Source organism: Reichenbachiella sp. (assembly GCF_965233835.1).
Lineage (GTDB): Bacteria > Bacteroidota > Bacteroidia > Cytophagales > Cyclobacteriaceae > Reichenbachiella.
On the sequence record NZ_OZ247585.1, the window covers coordinates 4431785 to 4448775 of the forward strand.

13 protein-coding genes are annotated in these 16991 nt (G+C 39.8%); 3 read left to right on the plus strand and 10 right to left on the minus strand.

Annotated features, from left to right (window positions below; translation table 11 throughout):
- Position 1: 1 nt before the first annotated feature.
- The 4 genes from ACO6S2_RS18815 to ACO6S2_RS18830 form a co-directional block, all read right to left on the minus strand.
- Complete coding sequence (locus tag ACO6S2_RS18815) at positions 2-1375, minus strand: pyridoxal-phosphate dependent enzyme (RefSeq protein WP_422360106.1); 1374 nt, start codon at positions 1373-1375, stop codon at positions 2-4.
- 159 nt (positions 1376-1534) lie between these two features.
- Positions 1535-2008: a hypothetical protein gene (locus tag ACO6S2_RS18820; protein WP_422360107.1), complete on the minus strand. Its 474-nt coding sequence runs from the start codon at positions 2006-2008 to the stop codon at positions 1535-1537.
- Positions 1992-3860: a hypothetical protein gene (locus ACO6S2_RS18825; protein ID WP_422360108.1), complete on the minus strand. Its 1869-nt coding sequence runs from the start codon at positions 3858-3860 to the stop codon at positions 1992-1994. The genes ACO6S2_RS18820 and ACO6S2_RS18825 overlap by 17 nt, the downstream gene beginning before the upstream one ends.
- 114 nt (positions 3861-3974) lie before the next feature.
- The gene (locus ACO6S2_RS18830; RefSeq protein ID WP_422360109.1) at positions 3975-6215 is read right to left on the minus strand and encodes a Tex family protein; all 2241 of its coding nucleotides are present in this window, start codon (positions 6213-6215) and stop codon (positions 3975-3977) included.
- A gap of 139 nt (positions 6216-6354) precedes the next feature.
- On the opposite strand from ACO6S2_RS18830, the gene ACO6S2_RS18835 reads away from it, so the two are divergent.
- Positions 6355-6927, plus strand: coding sequence for a TlpA family protein disulfide reductase (locus ACO6S2_RS18835; RefSeq protein WP_422360110.1), 573 nt, complete (start codon positions 6355-6357; stop codon positions 6925-6927).
- Here the strand turns inward: ACO6S2_RS18835 and ACO6S2_RS18840 are convergent.
- From ACO6S2_RS18840 to ACO6S2_RS18860, 5 genes are all read right to left on the minus strand, one after another.
- Complete coding sequence (locus ACO6S2_RS18840) at positions 6924-9128, minus strand: carboxypeptidase-like regulatory domain-containing protein (RefSeq protein WP_422360111.1); 2205 nt, start codon at positions 9126-9128, stop codon at positions 6924-6926. The genes ACO6S2_RS18835 and ACO6S2_RS18840 overlap by 4 nt on opposite strands.
- Positions 9128-10288: a DUF4249 domain-containing protein gene (locus ACO6S2_RS18845; RefSeq protein WP_422360112.1), complete on the minus strand. Its 1161-nt coding sequence runs from the start codon at positions 10286-10288 to the stop codon at positions 9128-9130. The genes ACO6S2_RS18840 and ACO6S2_RS18845 overlap by 1 nt, the downstream gene beginning before the upstream one ends.
- A 3-nt stretch (positions 10289-10291) precedes the next feature.
- Positions 10292-13057 (minus strand): TonB-dependent receptor, encoded by a 2766-nt coding sequence (locus ACO6S2_RS18850; protein WP_422360113.1) that lies wholly within the window; start codon positions 13055-13057, stop codon positions 10292-10294.
- Positions 13054-13785, minus strand: coding sequence for a hypothetical protein (locus ACO6S2_RS18855; protein ID WP_422360114.1), 732 nt, complete (start codon positions 13783-13785; stop codon positions 13054-13056). Before ACO6S2_RS18855 ends, ACO6S2_RS18850 begins: the two co-directional genes overlap by 4 nt.
- A 138-nt stretch (positions 13786-13923) precedes the next feature.
- On the minus strand, positions 13924-15084 hold the full coding sequence (locus tag ACO6S2_RS18860) for a cation:proton antiporter (RefSeq protein WP_422360115.1): 1161 nt from the start codon (positions 15082-15084) through the stop codon (positions 13924-13926).
- A gap of 152 nt (positions 15085-15236) precedes the next feature.
- On the opposite strand from ACO6S2_RS18860, the gene ACO6S2_RS18865 reads away from it, so the two are divergent.
- Positions 15237-15602, plus strand: coding sequence for a VOC family protein (locus ACO6S2_RS18865; RefSeq protein ID WP_422360116.1), 366 nt, complete (start codon positions 15237-15239; stop codon positions 15600-15602).
- 99 nt (positions 15603-15701) lie between these two features.
- The gene (locus tag ACO6S2_RS18870) at positions 15702-16121 is read left to right on the plus strand and encodes a c-type cytochrome (RefSeq protein WP_422360117.1); all 420 of its coding nucleotides are present in this window, start codon (positions 15702-15704) and stop codon (positions 16119-16121) included.
- 65 nt (positions 16122-16186) lie between these two features.
- Here the strand turns inward: ACO6S2_RS18870 and ACO6S2_RS18875 are convergent, their stop codons facing one another.
- Positions 16187-16957: an SGNH/GDSL hydrolase family protein gene (locus ACO6S2_RS18875; RefSeq protein WP_422360118.1), complete on the minus strand. Its 771-nt coding sequence runs from the start codon at positions 16955-16957 to the stop codon at positions 16187-16189.
- Positions 16958-16991: the final 34 nt, after the last annotated feature.

Sequence of the window (16991 nt, forward strand, 5' to 3'; positions counted from 1 at the left end):
TCTATTTAGTCAAACTCACCAGTAAGTCAGTCTGTGTCAGAATATGAACTTTATTGCTATCATCTCTAACCAGTAATGCTTTCGTATCTTTATCCAAAATTTTGGACATCACATCTACAGTATTGTCCAGAGCAATAAACTTGAAAGAAGCATCCATAATCTCCGAAATCGGCTGATCTCTCAATGAAGGATTTTCAATGAGTGCTTTTAGAATTTTTGCATCAGAGATACTTCCCACAAACTGCTCATCTTTTACGACCGGAGCTTGATCAATACCGTGCTCATTCATAGTTGCGATCACATCACCAATTTTAGCTACACTTTCTACTGTAAACACTTCTCTCTGACCATTTTTACTGGCTACAATATCTCTAGCTGTTGCAAAACTTCCAGTTTCTGTAAAACCATGATCCTGCATCCAATTGTCGTTATAAATCTTACCCAAGTATCTGGTTCCATGATCCGGCATGATGATCACCATCACATCGTCTTCCTTTAGGTTTTCTTTGGCGTATTCTATTGCACCATGCACAGCAGAACCACAAGACCATCCTACAAACATGCCTTCTTCCTTAGCCAATCTTCGGGTCATCAAAGCACCATCTTTATCGGTCACCTTGACGAAATGGTCAATCACACTAAAGTCTACATTCTTTGGCAAAATGTCTTCTCCAATACCTTCTGTTAGATATGGATAAACTTCATTTTCGTCAAATTGGCCCGTCTCTTTATATTTCTTAAAAACAGACCCATAGGTATCGATACCCACGGTGACCACATTCTCATTTTGCTCCTTTAGATATTTTGCTACCCCGCACATTGATCCACCCGTGCCTACACCAGCCGCATAATGGGTAATTTCCCCCTCTGTGTCTCTCCAAATTTCAGGACCCGTGCTTTCGTAATGTGCTAAAGCATTAGACTCATTATCATATTGATTGGGGTAAAAAGAATTTGGGATTTCTTCATTCAATTTTTTCGCCACTGAATAGTACGAACGAGGATCTTCTGGTTCTACGTTGGTTGGGCAAACATGTACTTCTGCCCCTACAGCACGAAGAATATCCATTTTCTCAGGACTTTGCTTATCCGCCAAAGTAAAAATGCACTTGTAGCCTTTAGATATAGCAGCCAGTGCCAATCCCATACCGGTATTTCCCGAGGTACCTTCAATGATTGTACCTCCTGGTTTCAGGACACCATTCTTCTCAGCATCTTCAATCATTTTGAGGGCCATTCTATCTTTCATAGAATTTCCCGGGTTGAAGTATTCAAGTTTAACCAAAATGGTTCCTTTTACACCTTTGGCCACACTGTTCAATTTTACCAGAGGAGTGTCACCGATTGTATCGATGATAGAGTTATGGAATTTCATAAGCTTATTTTTTGACAGCTATGGAAATACTATTGATACACCTAGTGATATCAATAGAGGTAGCTCCATGACCATCGGTTTCATAATTGAGAGTTTAATCTAGCGCAAAATTAGAAAGATAAATAGGCAATACCATGCCCAAATGAAAATTGAAGAGAATTAGTAAGTGTATCTCTCTTCAATAACGCTGCCGTTTTGCGAATAAGTTATACTTAGTTGACTCGATGTAAGCTCCTCCACTTGAAAACTCCCTATAGATTGGTGTTGCTCTCCTGTTAAGCTGATAGAGTTCAAGAAAAAATCATCATCATCTCCATCTACTGTGTACTTTGCCTTATACAAGGTATCTAAAGGAACAGGGGAACCGCAGGTAATTGGACGGCCCATAATGTACAATGAATCTGTTGTGGCCTTAACAAAAGTAAGCGTGTTATTTTCTGAACAAGGTCCATAAACATCTTCACCGTTTTCCGCACGACTGATCAATGACCATACTTTTTCGGTATCCGCAGATAAGAGTCTATTCGCGTGAGTCGTTTCGTAAGACTTACTGATATCCTTGGTGCCACAAGAGCAAAGTAAGAGTAGTAGGCTTGTACGAAAAATAAAGGAAATCTTATCTAACGTTGCCACTTCTATCCACTACAAAGTACCCAGGATCGTTAGGATCCCCTCCACCATTTTCCAGCTCTTCCTCAGTTTTGGTATAGAAGATTGTTTCCTTAACAATGTCGTTGAATTTCACATCAACCGGTGCGCGACTAATTTTTAGTGCATTAACCCAATTCGTTTCTCCTTCAGGAGTCACTGAAACGGCAACAATGTTATTTTTAGATTCTGGCACCAAGGAATAGATGTACACTGCTACGTTGCCTTCTTGTGAAGGAATAAACTTACCATCCACCAGAAATTCGCTATCACTGTAAGCGAATCCTTTAATATCAAAATTCCTCTTCCAGAGAATTGTTCGCGCATTGTTGACCCTGGCAATAAAACCCTGGTCTGATGCTCCCTGAAACTCCAATCCTACCACATAAGTATTCGAAGAATCGTCCTTCATAGACACGATAGAATAAAATTTCGAGAAGTCACGTGCCACATAAGTACTGTCCATTCTAGGAATCAGGTAAAGTGACTCACTGCCATCTTCACTAATACCCCATCTGGCTCTTGACTTATATTTTTCATTGTAAGCCATCCACTCCTCTCTCGCATCTATTAGTTCGTTTTCTAGTGACTGACGATACTTGATAAGTCCCATTTCTCCGCCATATTCTTGCGAGATTAGCTTATTGTATTTTTTAGCACCAATGGTGATCCCAGGCTCAACCAGCTTCTCCACGGCTTTATCCATGATATCCAAAAGCTGCACCAAACTATCCGAAACAGCTAATTGATAATCCACATCATCCGGGTCAGCTAATCGCTCATTTAATGTTTCGCTTGTCAAATAATCGAACTTGTTTTTGCTCACCAAAATGTTCAACAAATCAATGGCGATCGAATTATCATCAAACTTGTTAATATCCTCCAGCAGCTTAGCATCGATTTCCGTAATAGGATCCTCGTCTAAGATGCCCGAACCACCATTTATTTTCTCTCCTTGAGCCTTCAAGTCCTTATTTGTTTGAACTATCCGACTTTTCAATCTTGTTACATCTCGTTTGATCACATCCTCTGCAGCTTCAGCCCACTGACCATAATTCCAGGCTGTCACATCGTTAGTAAAAAAGTCGACCGAGGTTAGGCCATCCTCTCCATAGGTTTCAATGTCCTTCCAATCCAATTCTGGGCTATAACCCTTTTTTCCTATACGGCTTACTGCATCTCGCACGTTATCGAACTTCTCATTGATCTCCGTGTTCTTATCTATGATCGCTGCCAGACTATCCTTCAAGCCATCACTTGCCATCAAATACAAATCATTAATGTTTGGATACTGTTTGGCAAATGCCCGATAGGCTGCCATGGAAAATTCATTGGCATTATTGATACTATAAAGGTCTGCGTAAATGGTTTTCGCATACTTATTAATATTTCTCAAACTTTGCAGTTTCTTCTCAATATCCAACTGGACGTCTGAAATTTTGATACCAAAATCACCAGTTCTTAGATCCCTTCTATAAAAGTCCTGATAAAACTCATCGTTCTTTTTCAACTCTTTTTCTGTAATCAAGGTCTTCGCTTTGGTGAGGTATATCACCGCAGTATCAGAAGCCCCCAATATAGCTGTGGAGTCGGAAATAATATGATATCCATTCACTAACCCTTCATAATAGAGCCCTACCTGAAGATTTGGATTAGGTTCTTCTGCGTTTTTAGGATCTGCCAAATAAGTCCATAACATGGGCATGGCCTGATCAAAGTTTTTAGCTTCTATGAGCGGAAAGATATCCTTATCATATTTAACTTTTTTCTGAGCAAAAGAAGAGTGGAACACGCAACATGAAAAAATACTAAGTGCGAATAGGATTGATTTCTGCATTTCTATCTTTTTTCGATTGATTTCTGGTTTACCACAAATGTAGTAAAAGATTTTTCCCAGTTTAAATTATACTTTTTCGAAGTAAATTCCTTAACAATATTATAAAACGAAGGTTTACTGATTAAATTTTCCTTTGAGCATAGCCAATTTAGACTGAAGGTCTCCCTGAACTTCCTGTTTGGCTTCTTGCTTTCGCTCAAACTTCTTTTTGGGTTTGCCAAATGGGTCCGACTTCATCGACAATGAGATTCTCTTCTGGGCTGCATTGATTTCTGTAACCGTGACCTGTACCTGCTGCTGTAATTTTACAACAGCTGCGGGATCACTCACAAAAGAATCTGACAACTGACTCACGTGCACCAACCCATCCTGATGCACTCCAACATCAACGAATGCCCCAAACTTGGTAATATTAGTGACTATACCCGGTAGTTTCATACCCACCTTCAAATCACTTATTGCATTTACTCCTTCTTGAAAACTAAACGCCTCATATTGCTCCCGTGGATCACGACCAGGCTTAGCCAGTTCGTCCATAATATCCTTCAATGTCGGCAAACCCACCTCTTCAGAAACATAATTCTTTGGGTCGATCTTCGCTCTTACAGATGAGTCTTTCACTAAATCCGTCACTGTGCTGTTTAGGTCAGCCGCCATTTTTTCAACGGTGGCGTATCGTTCTGGGTGCACAGCGCTAGCATCTAGTACGTTATCGCTTTCGCGAATCCGAAGGAAACCAGCGGCCTGCTCAAATGCCTTATCTCCCATTCGAGGCACCTTTTTCAGTGCTTTTCTATTTTTGAATGGGCCGTTTTCATTCCTAAACTTCACGATATTATCCGCCAACTGAGGGCCCAATCCAGAAACGTAAGTAAGAAGTTGCTTACTCGCGGTATTCAATTCTACACCTACTCCATTCACGCAGCTTTCCACTACGTCATCCAACGAATGCTTCAATGAATTTTGATCTACATCGTGCTGATATTGACCTACTCCAATCGATTTGGCGTCAATTTTCACCAATTCGGCCAACGGATCCATCATTCTCCTACCAATAGATACGGCACCTCTAACCGTCAAATCCTGATCAGGAAATTCCTCCCTTGCTACTTCAGAAGCAGAATAAATAGAGGCACCACTCTCACTAACCATGGCAATGATAACGCTAGATGGCAATCCAAGGGATCTAACAAAACTTTCAGACTCTCGGCTGGCTGTCCCGTTTCCAATGGCAATAGCCTCGATATTATGCTTGTCGACCATGTGTTTTACGGTTGCTGCTGCTTCAGCTGTTCTCCTTTGTGGTTCGTGCGGGAATATTGCTTCAAATTCAAGCAACTTGCCTTGTTTGTCTAGACACACTACTTTACAACCCGTTCTGAAGCCAGGATCGAGCGCCATTACATTTTTCTGACCCAAGGCGGGTGATAGCAACAATTGTCTCAAGTTTTCTGAAAAGACCTGAATCGCCTCATCATCAGCAGTCTTTTTTGATGAAACCCTGGTTTCTGTTTCCATTGATGGCTTCAACAATCGCTTGTAGGCGTCTTTAAGTGCTATTTTCACCTGCGCTACATTCGCATTTTGTCCAGTGATTACCTTTTTCTCCAACAAGAAATTCGCATCATTTTCATCTGGAAAGATATCAAGCGACAATATCATTTCTTTTTCGCCTCGACGCATGGCCAAGAGCCTATGAGAAGGGCACTTTTTCAAAGGCTCTTCCCACTCGAAATAATCTTTATACTTCTGTCCTTCCTGCTCCTTGCCTTTCATCACGGTAGATTTGATGACTGCCTTGTCCAAGAATAGTTTTCTCAATCCTGCTCTTACTTCGGCATTTTCACTCACCCATTCGGCGATAATATCTCTTGCACCCTGAAGGGCTTCTTCTGCATCTTTTACTCCTTTTTCATCATTGATGTACTTCAAAGCCAATTCTTCCGGATCACCAAGCCCTTGATCGAAAATGGATTTAGCCAACGGCTCCAAGCCTTTCTCCTTGGCCATAGAGCCGCGGGTCTTTCTTTTTGGTTTATAAGGCAGATAGATGTCCTCCAGTTCAGTCATCGTCAATGCATCCTCAATTTTCTTTTTCAGCGCATCGGTCAGTTTACCTTGTTCATCAATTGACTTTAGAATCGCCTCTCTTCGCTTGTCCAGGTCGCGCAACTTGCCAATACGATCTTTGATATAGGCTACGGCTACTTCGTCTAAAGTCCCTGTTTGTTCTTTTCTGTATCGGGAAATGAACGGAACGGTCGCTCCCTCATCCAACAAGGCAACCACGGCTGCCACTCCTGATACCGGAACATTGTGCTCTGTAGCGATCAAAGAAATATGCTTTTGACTCATGCGATTCTATAATTTTTTGTTTGTTAAAAAATTGAGTGCATCAAATTTAATCACCTGCTGGAATTAATATGACTCTACTTTTGTATATGTTCAAAGAAGTTTTCCACATCCTTGCCGAACAATTGAAATACAAACAGTTATGAAGAAAATTTTGAAAGACTGGTGGCTCATTATTGGGCTAGCTTGTTCCATATATCTCTTTGGGTATGCAGAGGTAGCTGGATTCATGCAGCGGATAATTTTATCAACAGGAATCATGCAACCAGATGTGATTGAAAAAGCGGAGCAAGTCGAAGTCAATTATGATTTTAAGTTGAGGGATGAGCAGGGCGCTTCTGTAGATTTCAATCAATTCAAAGGTCAAATGGTTTTTTTGAACTTTTGGGCCACCTGGTGTCCTCCATGTGTAGCAGAAATGCCAGATATACATGATTTATACTTAAAACTAAAAGATGAAAATATCTCTTTCGTATTGATCAGTCGGGATGAAAATTTTGACAAAGCAAAAAACTTTATTGAAAGAAAATCCTACACCTTTCCTATATACAAAACAGTATCCCCTCTTCCAGGCACATTAGCTAGTCGATCCATTCCTGCCACATTCGTTATTTCCTCGGAAGGAAAAATCATAGCCCAACGAATAGGAATGGCCAAATATGATACTGAAGAGTTTCGAAACTTGCTTCTCCAAGTCCCAGAGGGTAACAACTAGTCAACAGTAAAGTAAGCCTGCTGGCTTATCGCTTTTCCGTCTTTGGAAATGCCTTCCACTCTGATTTCGAATTGTCCTTGAACCTCCGAGGTCCTAAATTTCAATTTTAGGAGTCCGCCTTCATGGTCCATCATAGGGTTCCAATACAATAGATCTTGATAGGCTGGGGTTTTAGCTTCTAATTCTTTGGTTACCCCACTTCTTTGTGATTCTCTCTCTCGCTGTACAGGAACCAAATCAATTTTTGTGCCCTTAGGTTCAACTTCTCCCCTATCTTTTGCGATGGTGTGAACTGATAGAACTCCATCGAAGATACTTTTTCCAAAATAATACTTGTGATTTATCACATCAATTCTATCCACCAGATAGGGAGAAAGGTTCATTAAATCTTCGGAAGAAACGATTGCACCATCCAATAGAATTAATGTGGGATGTATCTCGTATGACCCATTGAAAATAGTTTCCGAGCGCATCTTGAAATCATATTTGTCTTCATTTTTACTGACTCCCACCTCGATAATTAACTCTATAAAGGTATCCCTCATGGTAGTAAAACGAGTATAATCATCTAGTTTGTAAGTTTTAACTTGATCAAACTGAGGAATATATGTTTCCCTTTCAGGTTCCTCATCCTGAACGTAATAAGCATTCATTATTTGGTTATTGATACTTCGTTTTATGATAGCAGCTACTTTGGTTGAATCAAAGACAACCGGAGGGGTGATAAATTCAGGATAAAAAGTATAAAATCCCTGATCAATCGATATTTGAGTATTTGGCTCTTCTGAAAGAACATCAATCATGGGCTCTCCATGTGATACCTCGGGATCATATTCCAATAAAAACCGACCCAGTGAATCAGTAATCGTGGCGCTCAACTGACCAGTCATACCCGAGAAAGCCAAAGTAACCGTTGCACCTGTAATGGGTTTTTCATTATCATCAATCACTATACCCGGCACAAGACCTGAACGATACTCAGGCAAATATTTCACTTCCTCAGGGTTTTCTCTGCCGCCTTTGAACTTGGAGGTAAGTAGCGCATTGTCAAACTGATCTTCGGAGGCCTGTTGATAAAATGAACGAGGAAGGTGCTGATCAACTTTACTACTCAGTGCATCATACCATAAAATCCCCAAAGCCTCTCGATTTGAATCTGCCTGTTCCACAGAAACAGATAAATTTCCTGCCTGTAAATCTGGAAACACAATATCCATTTCAGTGTTGGTTTCATAGTTTCCCATAGACTGGATTTGGCGAGGCGCGACATCGCCATTCCAAATCAATCGCTCTCTAACTTTTCCATTCTCATCTGAAAGGACCACTCTCAACAAACCATCAGGTAAATTATCCTTATGAATAGAAAATGCGGTATTCAAAACCATCGGACTTGAGAAAACATTTTCCTGATTTTTAAAAAAATCAACTTGGATCTGCTTGAGTTCCTCTGGGTCAGCCGTTCTGGATCTGACGACAAACAAATCCTGAGTCTGAATCACTCTGAACTGTGTACACCCTGTGCAAGGCTTTGGCAAATCAATGAACTCAAACCCCTGATCCTTTTCTAAGATGAGTTGAAAAGTTTCGTCTGCTTCTGGGCTGATGTAAAAACTAAAGAACCCAAATTCATCGGTCATCACCTCAATAGGGTCGTTTTCCTTGCTAGACACTATTTTCCCCTTAGTTCCAAAGCCTCTTTGGAACTGATCGGAGACCCTCAACACCACTTTGTTCTTAGCATTTGCTAAGAGCTTTTCTCCTTCCACTGTAATTTGGACATTCAACTTAAATTCAGGTTGTGTAAGGAAATCTTGATTAAGATAGGGGTTAATGATGACCAATGGTTCTCGGAAAAATTTATTAAAATTCTTCATCCAGAGCGTATAGGCCACGAAATGATAGTTGCCAGTCTCTAAGTCGGTAGGTATGAAAAAACTACTGAAACACTGCCCTTCATTTACAGTTAACTTGGTTTGATATACCAGACTACCCGAAGCGTTTAAAATTTCGACATACAATATTCGACTCAACTTTGATAGTTTGCCTGTTTGCACGCTATATATATAATTCTTGAAATGCAAGGTCTCTCCAACCAACAGCTCGGTAGAACTGAGATGACTAAACACTGATTCTCTAATGTTGCTTTGTGCAAACAGCAAACTGGGAATCAGCATGCATAATATGATTGCAAGTTTCTTCATCAATCCCAATATTCTGGTTTCTTAATATCTGCATGTACCCTACAATCGCTGCAAGGAATAGTTGCTAAAGCGGCAACGCCACTTAATACATCCACATAAATTAGATTATTACCCTGCATTATTTGATTATTAAGCTCACCAATAGACACTTCTAGAATTCCACTCCCCAGACAATCACCAGCACTAAATTGGTCTGGTTTAAATCCTTGATCCCTGAAATTACTTGAGTGAAAAAACGCAGTATCTGTGCTTAACCCTGCTACTTCAAAATAACCCAACACGGGCATTGATGAATCGACAGATGAAATATTGCCGGGAATAGTACCTTTTTGCTTATCAAAAAAACTTCCCGCTGATTCGTTGTTTTCTCTTAGGTTCTTGTAGTAGCGGTATCCATTTTCGCTAATAGCAAATTGCTTCAATACAATAGCATATTTTCCTCTCAATTCAGGGTCTTTTTGCTGAATCATTCTGATCGGAAATTCACTCAATCTATTCTCGGATAGCCCGCTAGTAGTAGTGATCAATAGGCCTTGAGAATTTGCCTGCTCATAGCACGTACCGATCGGAAAATCTCGAGGCCCATAAGTTTCAGTATCATTATTCCACTCCAACAAAGAAGGGAATGCTGCTTTAACCTGATAATCTTCCTGGTATTCATACCGGAAATAGGATGCCTCACTATTGAAATCATGGGTGTCTACAAATAACTGGACACCTTGAATAAGACCATCTTCCTCCTCAGAAGGCAATTCCAAGTATCTACCCCATACACTATCTATGGGTACTGGATTTGATAGTATCTCCGATGAGGATTGAAAAGTAGATCCGTCTTTTAGTTTAATACTCAGTCTATAAATACTCCCCACTTTTCCGGCTACGGAAGGAGACGTCTCATAAATACCACTCTCTATTTCTGTTAAATTTATTTCCTCAGTTTCATCTTCAATAATTGAAATGGCAGCGCCTGATACCGGTGAAATCACATCGTTATCCAATCCTCTAGAAATGGAGAGCATTACTCGGTGGCTCTCTTGCTGGTTTGAAAATTCGGCTTCCACAACCAATACCTCGACGGTTCCTCCGACTTCAAAATCGTAGGGTTCGACGCACCCGATAAAGCCGATCAGCAGTAGCATTATAGATTTGTATTTACACATGATTTAGAATGAAAAGTTGTAGGTGATAGTTGGAATTGGATTGGCAAAAACACTCATTTTATAACCCTTCACTTCTCCTTCTTCTACTTTAAAAAACACAGAGTATACGTTGTCTCTCCCCAAGACATTATAAATGGAGAAATTCCACGAGGAGTGGGCGAGTTTTTTAATTTTATGGCTTCCTTCTATGTTAAGCCCTAGGTCCAGTCGAAAGTAGTTAGGAATTCGAAATGCATTTCGATCGGAATACACCAAATTCTCCGAGTTCTTAAAATTCCATTTGCCTATGGGATACGTGACTGGTACCCCAGTGGCATAAACCGCACTCAATGTCAGCGTATACCTTCTTGAAAATTTATAATTAGTTACTGAATTGATGTAATGAGGTTTATCGTATCCTGTTGGAAAATAATTACCATCATTAATTATCTCATCAGCAAATGCCCCATTCAATTGAATCTCAGAACGAGAATAAGTATAATTAATCCAGCCAGTTAACCATCCAGAAGACTTTTTAGCAGACAATTCTATTCCATAGGCTCTCCCTGGGCCTTGAAGTAAATCTGTCTCAATGGCTTGATTAAACTGGAGATCAGCACCCACTTTGAAGTCAACCAAATTTTGAATCTTTTTGTAATAAGCTTCTGCAGACAATTCGATGGTATGCTTACCATATAGATTTTTATAATAACCCAATGCCCATTGATCCGCGATTTGCGGTTTGATGTGTGCGCCTGACAATCGCCAAATATCTGTGGGTGCAACAGATGCGGCATTAAGCAAAAGATGCACATTTTGTCTTGTTCGACCGTAACTGGCTTTCAAAGAACTCGATTCGTTAAGGGAGTATTTTCCAGAAACGCGAGGTTCAGCTCCGTGATAGGAAGCTATTCTTTCGCCTTCATTATATATTTTTTCATCTATCACAAAATTTAAATCTTTAGGTGCTTGCTCGGCATATTCCCTAACAGTACTTGGGCCTATGGCAGCATACATATTATATCTTAGTCCAGCATCTATAGTTAACCGTTCGGATGGAGAATATTTTGCAGATAAAAACACGGCTGTTTCTCTTCCATGCTCTTCGCCAACCGCATCAGGTGACACCAGAGACGAGGGATTAATTGGCTTTTTATTACCGGCTTGAACTTCAATAGATTTATATTCCATCCCAAATTTCACATTCAATTTTTCGGACACATATCGATCAAATTTTAGGGAAGCCAGTCGTTCTTTAACACCAAAGTCAATTTTAAAGGCCTGTGTTGGCAAAACATCGTACCCAATACTATAGTCATAATGAGTAACTCCAGCATGTAAATTGCCTTGCCATCTATCGTTAAAAATATGTTTCCAGTTGAAGGATAAAACTTTATTGGAATATGAAAAATCGGTGTATGAAAGCAGTGTATCCGACGACAATTGAAACTTATCAAAACTGTAATAACCTGATAAGACTATCTCGTCTTTCTCTCCAATTTTTTGTTGAAGTTTGCCTACCAAATCATAGAAGGATGCCTGATTGTTTTGTAATGGTGAGTCTTTAATTTTTTTCAATACATAGTCTGAATAGGTCGCTCTACCTCCCAACATCAGCGTAGGACCTTTTTTACCAATTGGTGCTTCCAATGTGAGCCTGGAAGTGACAGCCCCTATCCCCCCGGTTCCGGAAAACTTCCGTTTATCTAGATTTTTGGTCTTCACATCAAATACCGAAGACAGTCGTCCCCCATACGAAGCTGGAATACCACTCTTGTAGAGATCCATTCCTGATAAAGCATCGCTATTGAAAACGGAGAAAAAACCGAAGAAGTGATTGGTGTTATAAATTGGGGTGCCATCGTACAGAAACAAGTTTTGATCAGCTTTTCCTCCTCTGATATTGATGCCAGCAGATCCTTCGCCCAGATACTGCACTCCAGCTGTGGTAGTAGATACTCGAATCAAATCTTTTTCTCCTAAGAGAGCAGGAACAACCTTCATACTCTCAGGATCAATCTTGGTCAATCCCATTTGAGGACTCTGTACATTCACTTCGCGATTCGCATTGACAACAACCGCATTGAGAGCTATGACATCTACTTCTAAGTCCACATCAAGCTTCCCATTTGAAAATACCATCAATTGACGATGAGTATTTTTCATATTTACTGATTGTACAAACAAATGATGTTTCCCACTAGGTATGTTTAAAGAGTAAAAACCATTTTCATCAGTGGATGTCCCTATATATGGATTTTGTATATATACGAATGCGCCTTCTACACCTTCTCCTGATTGATTATCCCTGATATATCCAGCGAGAGTACATCTGTCATCCTTTTTGTACCTGCTCTTCACACCCACGGTATGGAGCATTTCCTCCACCGACTGGTTTGCTGATTTCTGATCTTGTGTGAATATTACTTCTACCTCTTCAATATCCGCCTCTTGGTCAAAAAATTGCATAATGGCCGGAGTGGTAACTATCGAGATGTTGTTTAATAAAATAACACGATCTTTCATGACGAAATAATCCATGGAAGTAGCAGCCAATAGAGCGTTCAATTTCTCCTCCAAGTCTCTTTTATCTAACACTTCTTTATCCACAAAGAGACCTGATATCCATTCTTCACGATAATTGAATTGAGTATTCTCAGATTCTTCGATGGCGACTAGGGCTTGATACATCGTTATCGAATGGCCAGAGTCCAACCTTTGATCTTGCTGAGCAAAAACCACAGTCACTACACTAAACTGCAAAACATATAATAGTATGATTTTCTTCATTCCTCAGATAATAAACCATCAGCATAATTCAGCCAAGTCCACATTCCTTCCCTCTCGTTGTTTTTTAAATTCATATTTAAAAAACTGCCTTTAGGTTTGAGTTTGGCCTTTATTTCTGGAAAATGTCTATAAATGGATTTTTTACTCTTGTATTTGACAAACTGTTGACCATCGTAAAAAAAGAATTGATCTTCATTTTTAAAGACCACCTTTCGATCTTGAAGAAGTTCGATTTTAGTTTTTTTGATGAAAAAATCAATGGAGTCACCATCAAAAAACAGTTCATAAAAACCAATCCCGTTTCGGGGTACCAAAGGTTCTGTTAATCGAACAAATTGATGACCGTGAATATTGAAGGCCTCAACTTTTTTTTGGTTCGGCAACATAGATTCTATCCTGGCGTCCTTCAATGCCATATTTCTTAATATCAATAAGTCATCAAATACATTATAAAGCAGGAATAAGTTTTCATACTTTTCTCCAGCCAAAACAACACTGCCCTCCGCCCATCTATTGCTTTTAAAATAGGGGCCTTCCTTACTGGTGATATGTGGTAGTGGATAAAAAGTACCCTCAAGTACTGGCAAATTTTCAGTCTTCATAGCATGGTCATACCAAGTTGCCAAATCTCGATCCAAATCCATATCGCCTATTGCATACTGTCCATGTACTACCCAGGCATTACAAGCAAAAAAAGTGGCAAACACCACCTTAACTAAATTCTTCAAAATATTATTTAACGTATCAGTAACGAATGTAGATGAAATTATTAGAATCCATAAATGGCATATCTCACAAATACGAATGTTTATCTTAACATTGTGATTTTCACAAAAAACACCCTCCATTATTAAAGAATTCAAATTCTACTTTGTCACCTTTTTCGTCAGTCCGATCCAAATCGGGCTCAGCAACAAAGTCAGTGATATTACAGCCACTATGGTTTGATAAGCAAAATCTGTAATAATTTCATTGGAGTAGGCCAGTTGTCCCAGTACAAAACTGAATTCTCCGATCTGAGAGAGCAATGCGCCTGCGTAAAAACTATCCTTCCAGCTCATTTTAAAACCACGCATAATAAGTGCGTTGATTAACAAGTTGGTGAATAATACTACACCTACCAAAGTGAGAATTATAACTATATGTTCGAAGAGAAATTGGATATTAATCAACATCCCTATGGATATGAAAAACAGGGCTACGAAAATAACTTTGAAGGAATAGAGACAATCGTGAAACCATTTTGTGGATTTGGAAGAAGCCACAAAAATACCTGCCACAAAAGCGCCCAATGCCGTAGACAACCCGAAGTGCCCAGTAATTATGGAAAAGCCAAAGCAAAGCCCAAAGGAGAAAAACACCTGGATTTCGTGATCATTCTTTATCGTATCGTGAAATGGCAGTTTAATCTCTCCTTTATAAAAAAGGAATATGACAAATCCGATGAGTAATACCCCTCCAATGATTTGTGTCCATATCTCCGTGACACTAGTCTCCTGACCAGATAGATAATTCAGTGTAATCAACATAGGCACAATGAGCACATCCTGAACCAGCAGAACTCCCAATACATTTTGCCCAACCACTTGATTCATCTCGCCCGAATCCTGCAATAGTTTCACAATAACTGCCGTACTACTCAGACTTACTACAAAACCCAACGTTAATATCCTAGCCAGAGACCAATCATAATATTGACCAATGAGCCAAACAGCCATAATACTTATGACTACTTGTAGGACGGTTCCAATCACTGATATTCTCCAATTGGCCACCAAACTAGGAAGAGAAATTTCCATCCCTATAAAAAAGAGGAGCAGTACCAATCCCAATGACCCCAAAGAACTGATCAAATCAGCATCATCTACAATGCCCAACACATGTGGACCAATGATGATGCCCGTGATGATATACACAATCACATGGGTCTGCTTAAGCATCTTGAGCACGATGCCCACCACTACAACAGCCAATGCAATGGCGACAAACTTTAATAAGAAAGGATTGCTTTCTATGACCGCAAGCATGAATTAGTTAACTTTTAATACTAATCAAATTTAGCTGATCGGGTGAGAGGAATAATTTTTTGAAAAATAAATTTTCGGAAATTGTCCTAAACGAGTGGAACCAATCGTCCTATCTCTAAATAATCAATTATAAAAACTTAAAACATACGACTATGAATCCAGTATCCTGGTTTGAAATTCCTGTCAATGATATGGACAGAGCCAAAGATTTCTACGAAAAATCATTTGATGTCAAAATCGAAATACATGAAATGGGACCCGCGTTGATGGGTTGGTTTCCAAACAACCCTGAGGCACCTGGTGCAGCTGGCACCCTGCTGAAAGGTGATACTTATGTACCTTCTCATGACGGCACCTTAGTATACCTGGGTGTGCAAAACATTGAAGCCACTTTAGAAAAAATCAATGCCAATGGAGGAAAAACTATGCAACCTAAAATGAGCATCGGTGAATACGGCTTTATAGGCGTATTCGAAGATTGTGAGGGTAACCGAGTGGCATTGCATAGCCTCACTTAAAGAATCTGTCTAGATCAATATCAGTCCTCGACATGAGCTAGATCATATGAATTAGTTAGATAGGAGGGTAATTTTAGATAGAACAAACATCCCAAAACCATGAAGAAGTCTATCAGAACTACCCTCCTGTGCTTTTGCACCAGTATAATGCTGCAATGCACTCCTCCTTCAAACCCCTGTGATCCGATGCAAAACCTGGGGATTGGTCCGATCGAAAAGCTGGATTTGCAACCAGTGAATACCAATATCGCTGCTGAAGGTCAGAAGATTTATGATCAACTCTGCCGTGTGTGCCACAATGAAATCCGACAAATGGAAGGCCCTGCGCACTGGGGTATCATGAATAGAAGAACACCCGAATGGATCATGAATATGATGCTGAACCCGAAAGAAATGTCTCAAAAAGATCCCATTGCCAAAATTTTGGCAGAGCGTGTCAATGGTGTAGAAATGGCTGATATGAACCTATCAGAAGATGAAGCACGAAAGATCTTGGAATATTTTAGAACTTTGCAATAATGGACTTGGACAGTCATTTGAAGACCCATTTTCAATACAAGCATAAGGCCAATTTACATTCAAAACTATTCAATCAAGATTGAGACAATGTTGGACTTGATTCGACCTACCCACATTTCATACATAATAGCTGAGGGGTGTAATTGATCATCAGCAAGTAAGGTCAAATCCGAGGAAGCTTTTTGTGATATGTCGGTAATATTGAAGTAGTTCACTCCATATGCTTGCACAATTTCCTTTTTGAGCTGATTAAACTCCTTCAATTCTGTACTAATCTCATCTGGGTTTCCAGATTGCGCTAAGGGTGTCACACTATAATCAGGAATTGAAAGTACAAATACTTTGTCTGGGTCATTGCCTGCCAAAGCAATCGCTAATTTCAACAATTGCTCAAACTCAGCTTCGTATTCACTAATTGACCTTCCTTGATATTGGTTGTTGACTCCAATCAACAGCGAAACCAAATCATATTTACCAGATGTGTTTTGATTGTTGTTTAAGGCTCCCAACAGGTCTCCAGTAGTCCAGCCTGTTCTTGCTACTATTTCTACTGATAGATTCACACCATCTGCTACCAGGCTCGTAGACAACTGTCTTGGCCAATTTTTATCAATAGCAACTCCCTGCCCTATGGTATATGAGTCTCCCAAGGCTAGGTATGAAAACTTGTTTTCAGCATTATCTTCCTTTTCGTCCTCCAATATTTGATTGATGTCCGAAAAATCATCTTCATCCATTTTATCCTCACACCCAAAAAATTGAATGCTCAGGATGGAAAGTAGTAGAAACAGCCTCGTTTTAACAAAATCCATATATGCAGATACGATAAAATTCAATTATTGGATTTTTCAACTATGCTGAGTCATCAAT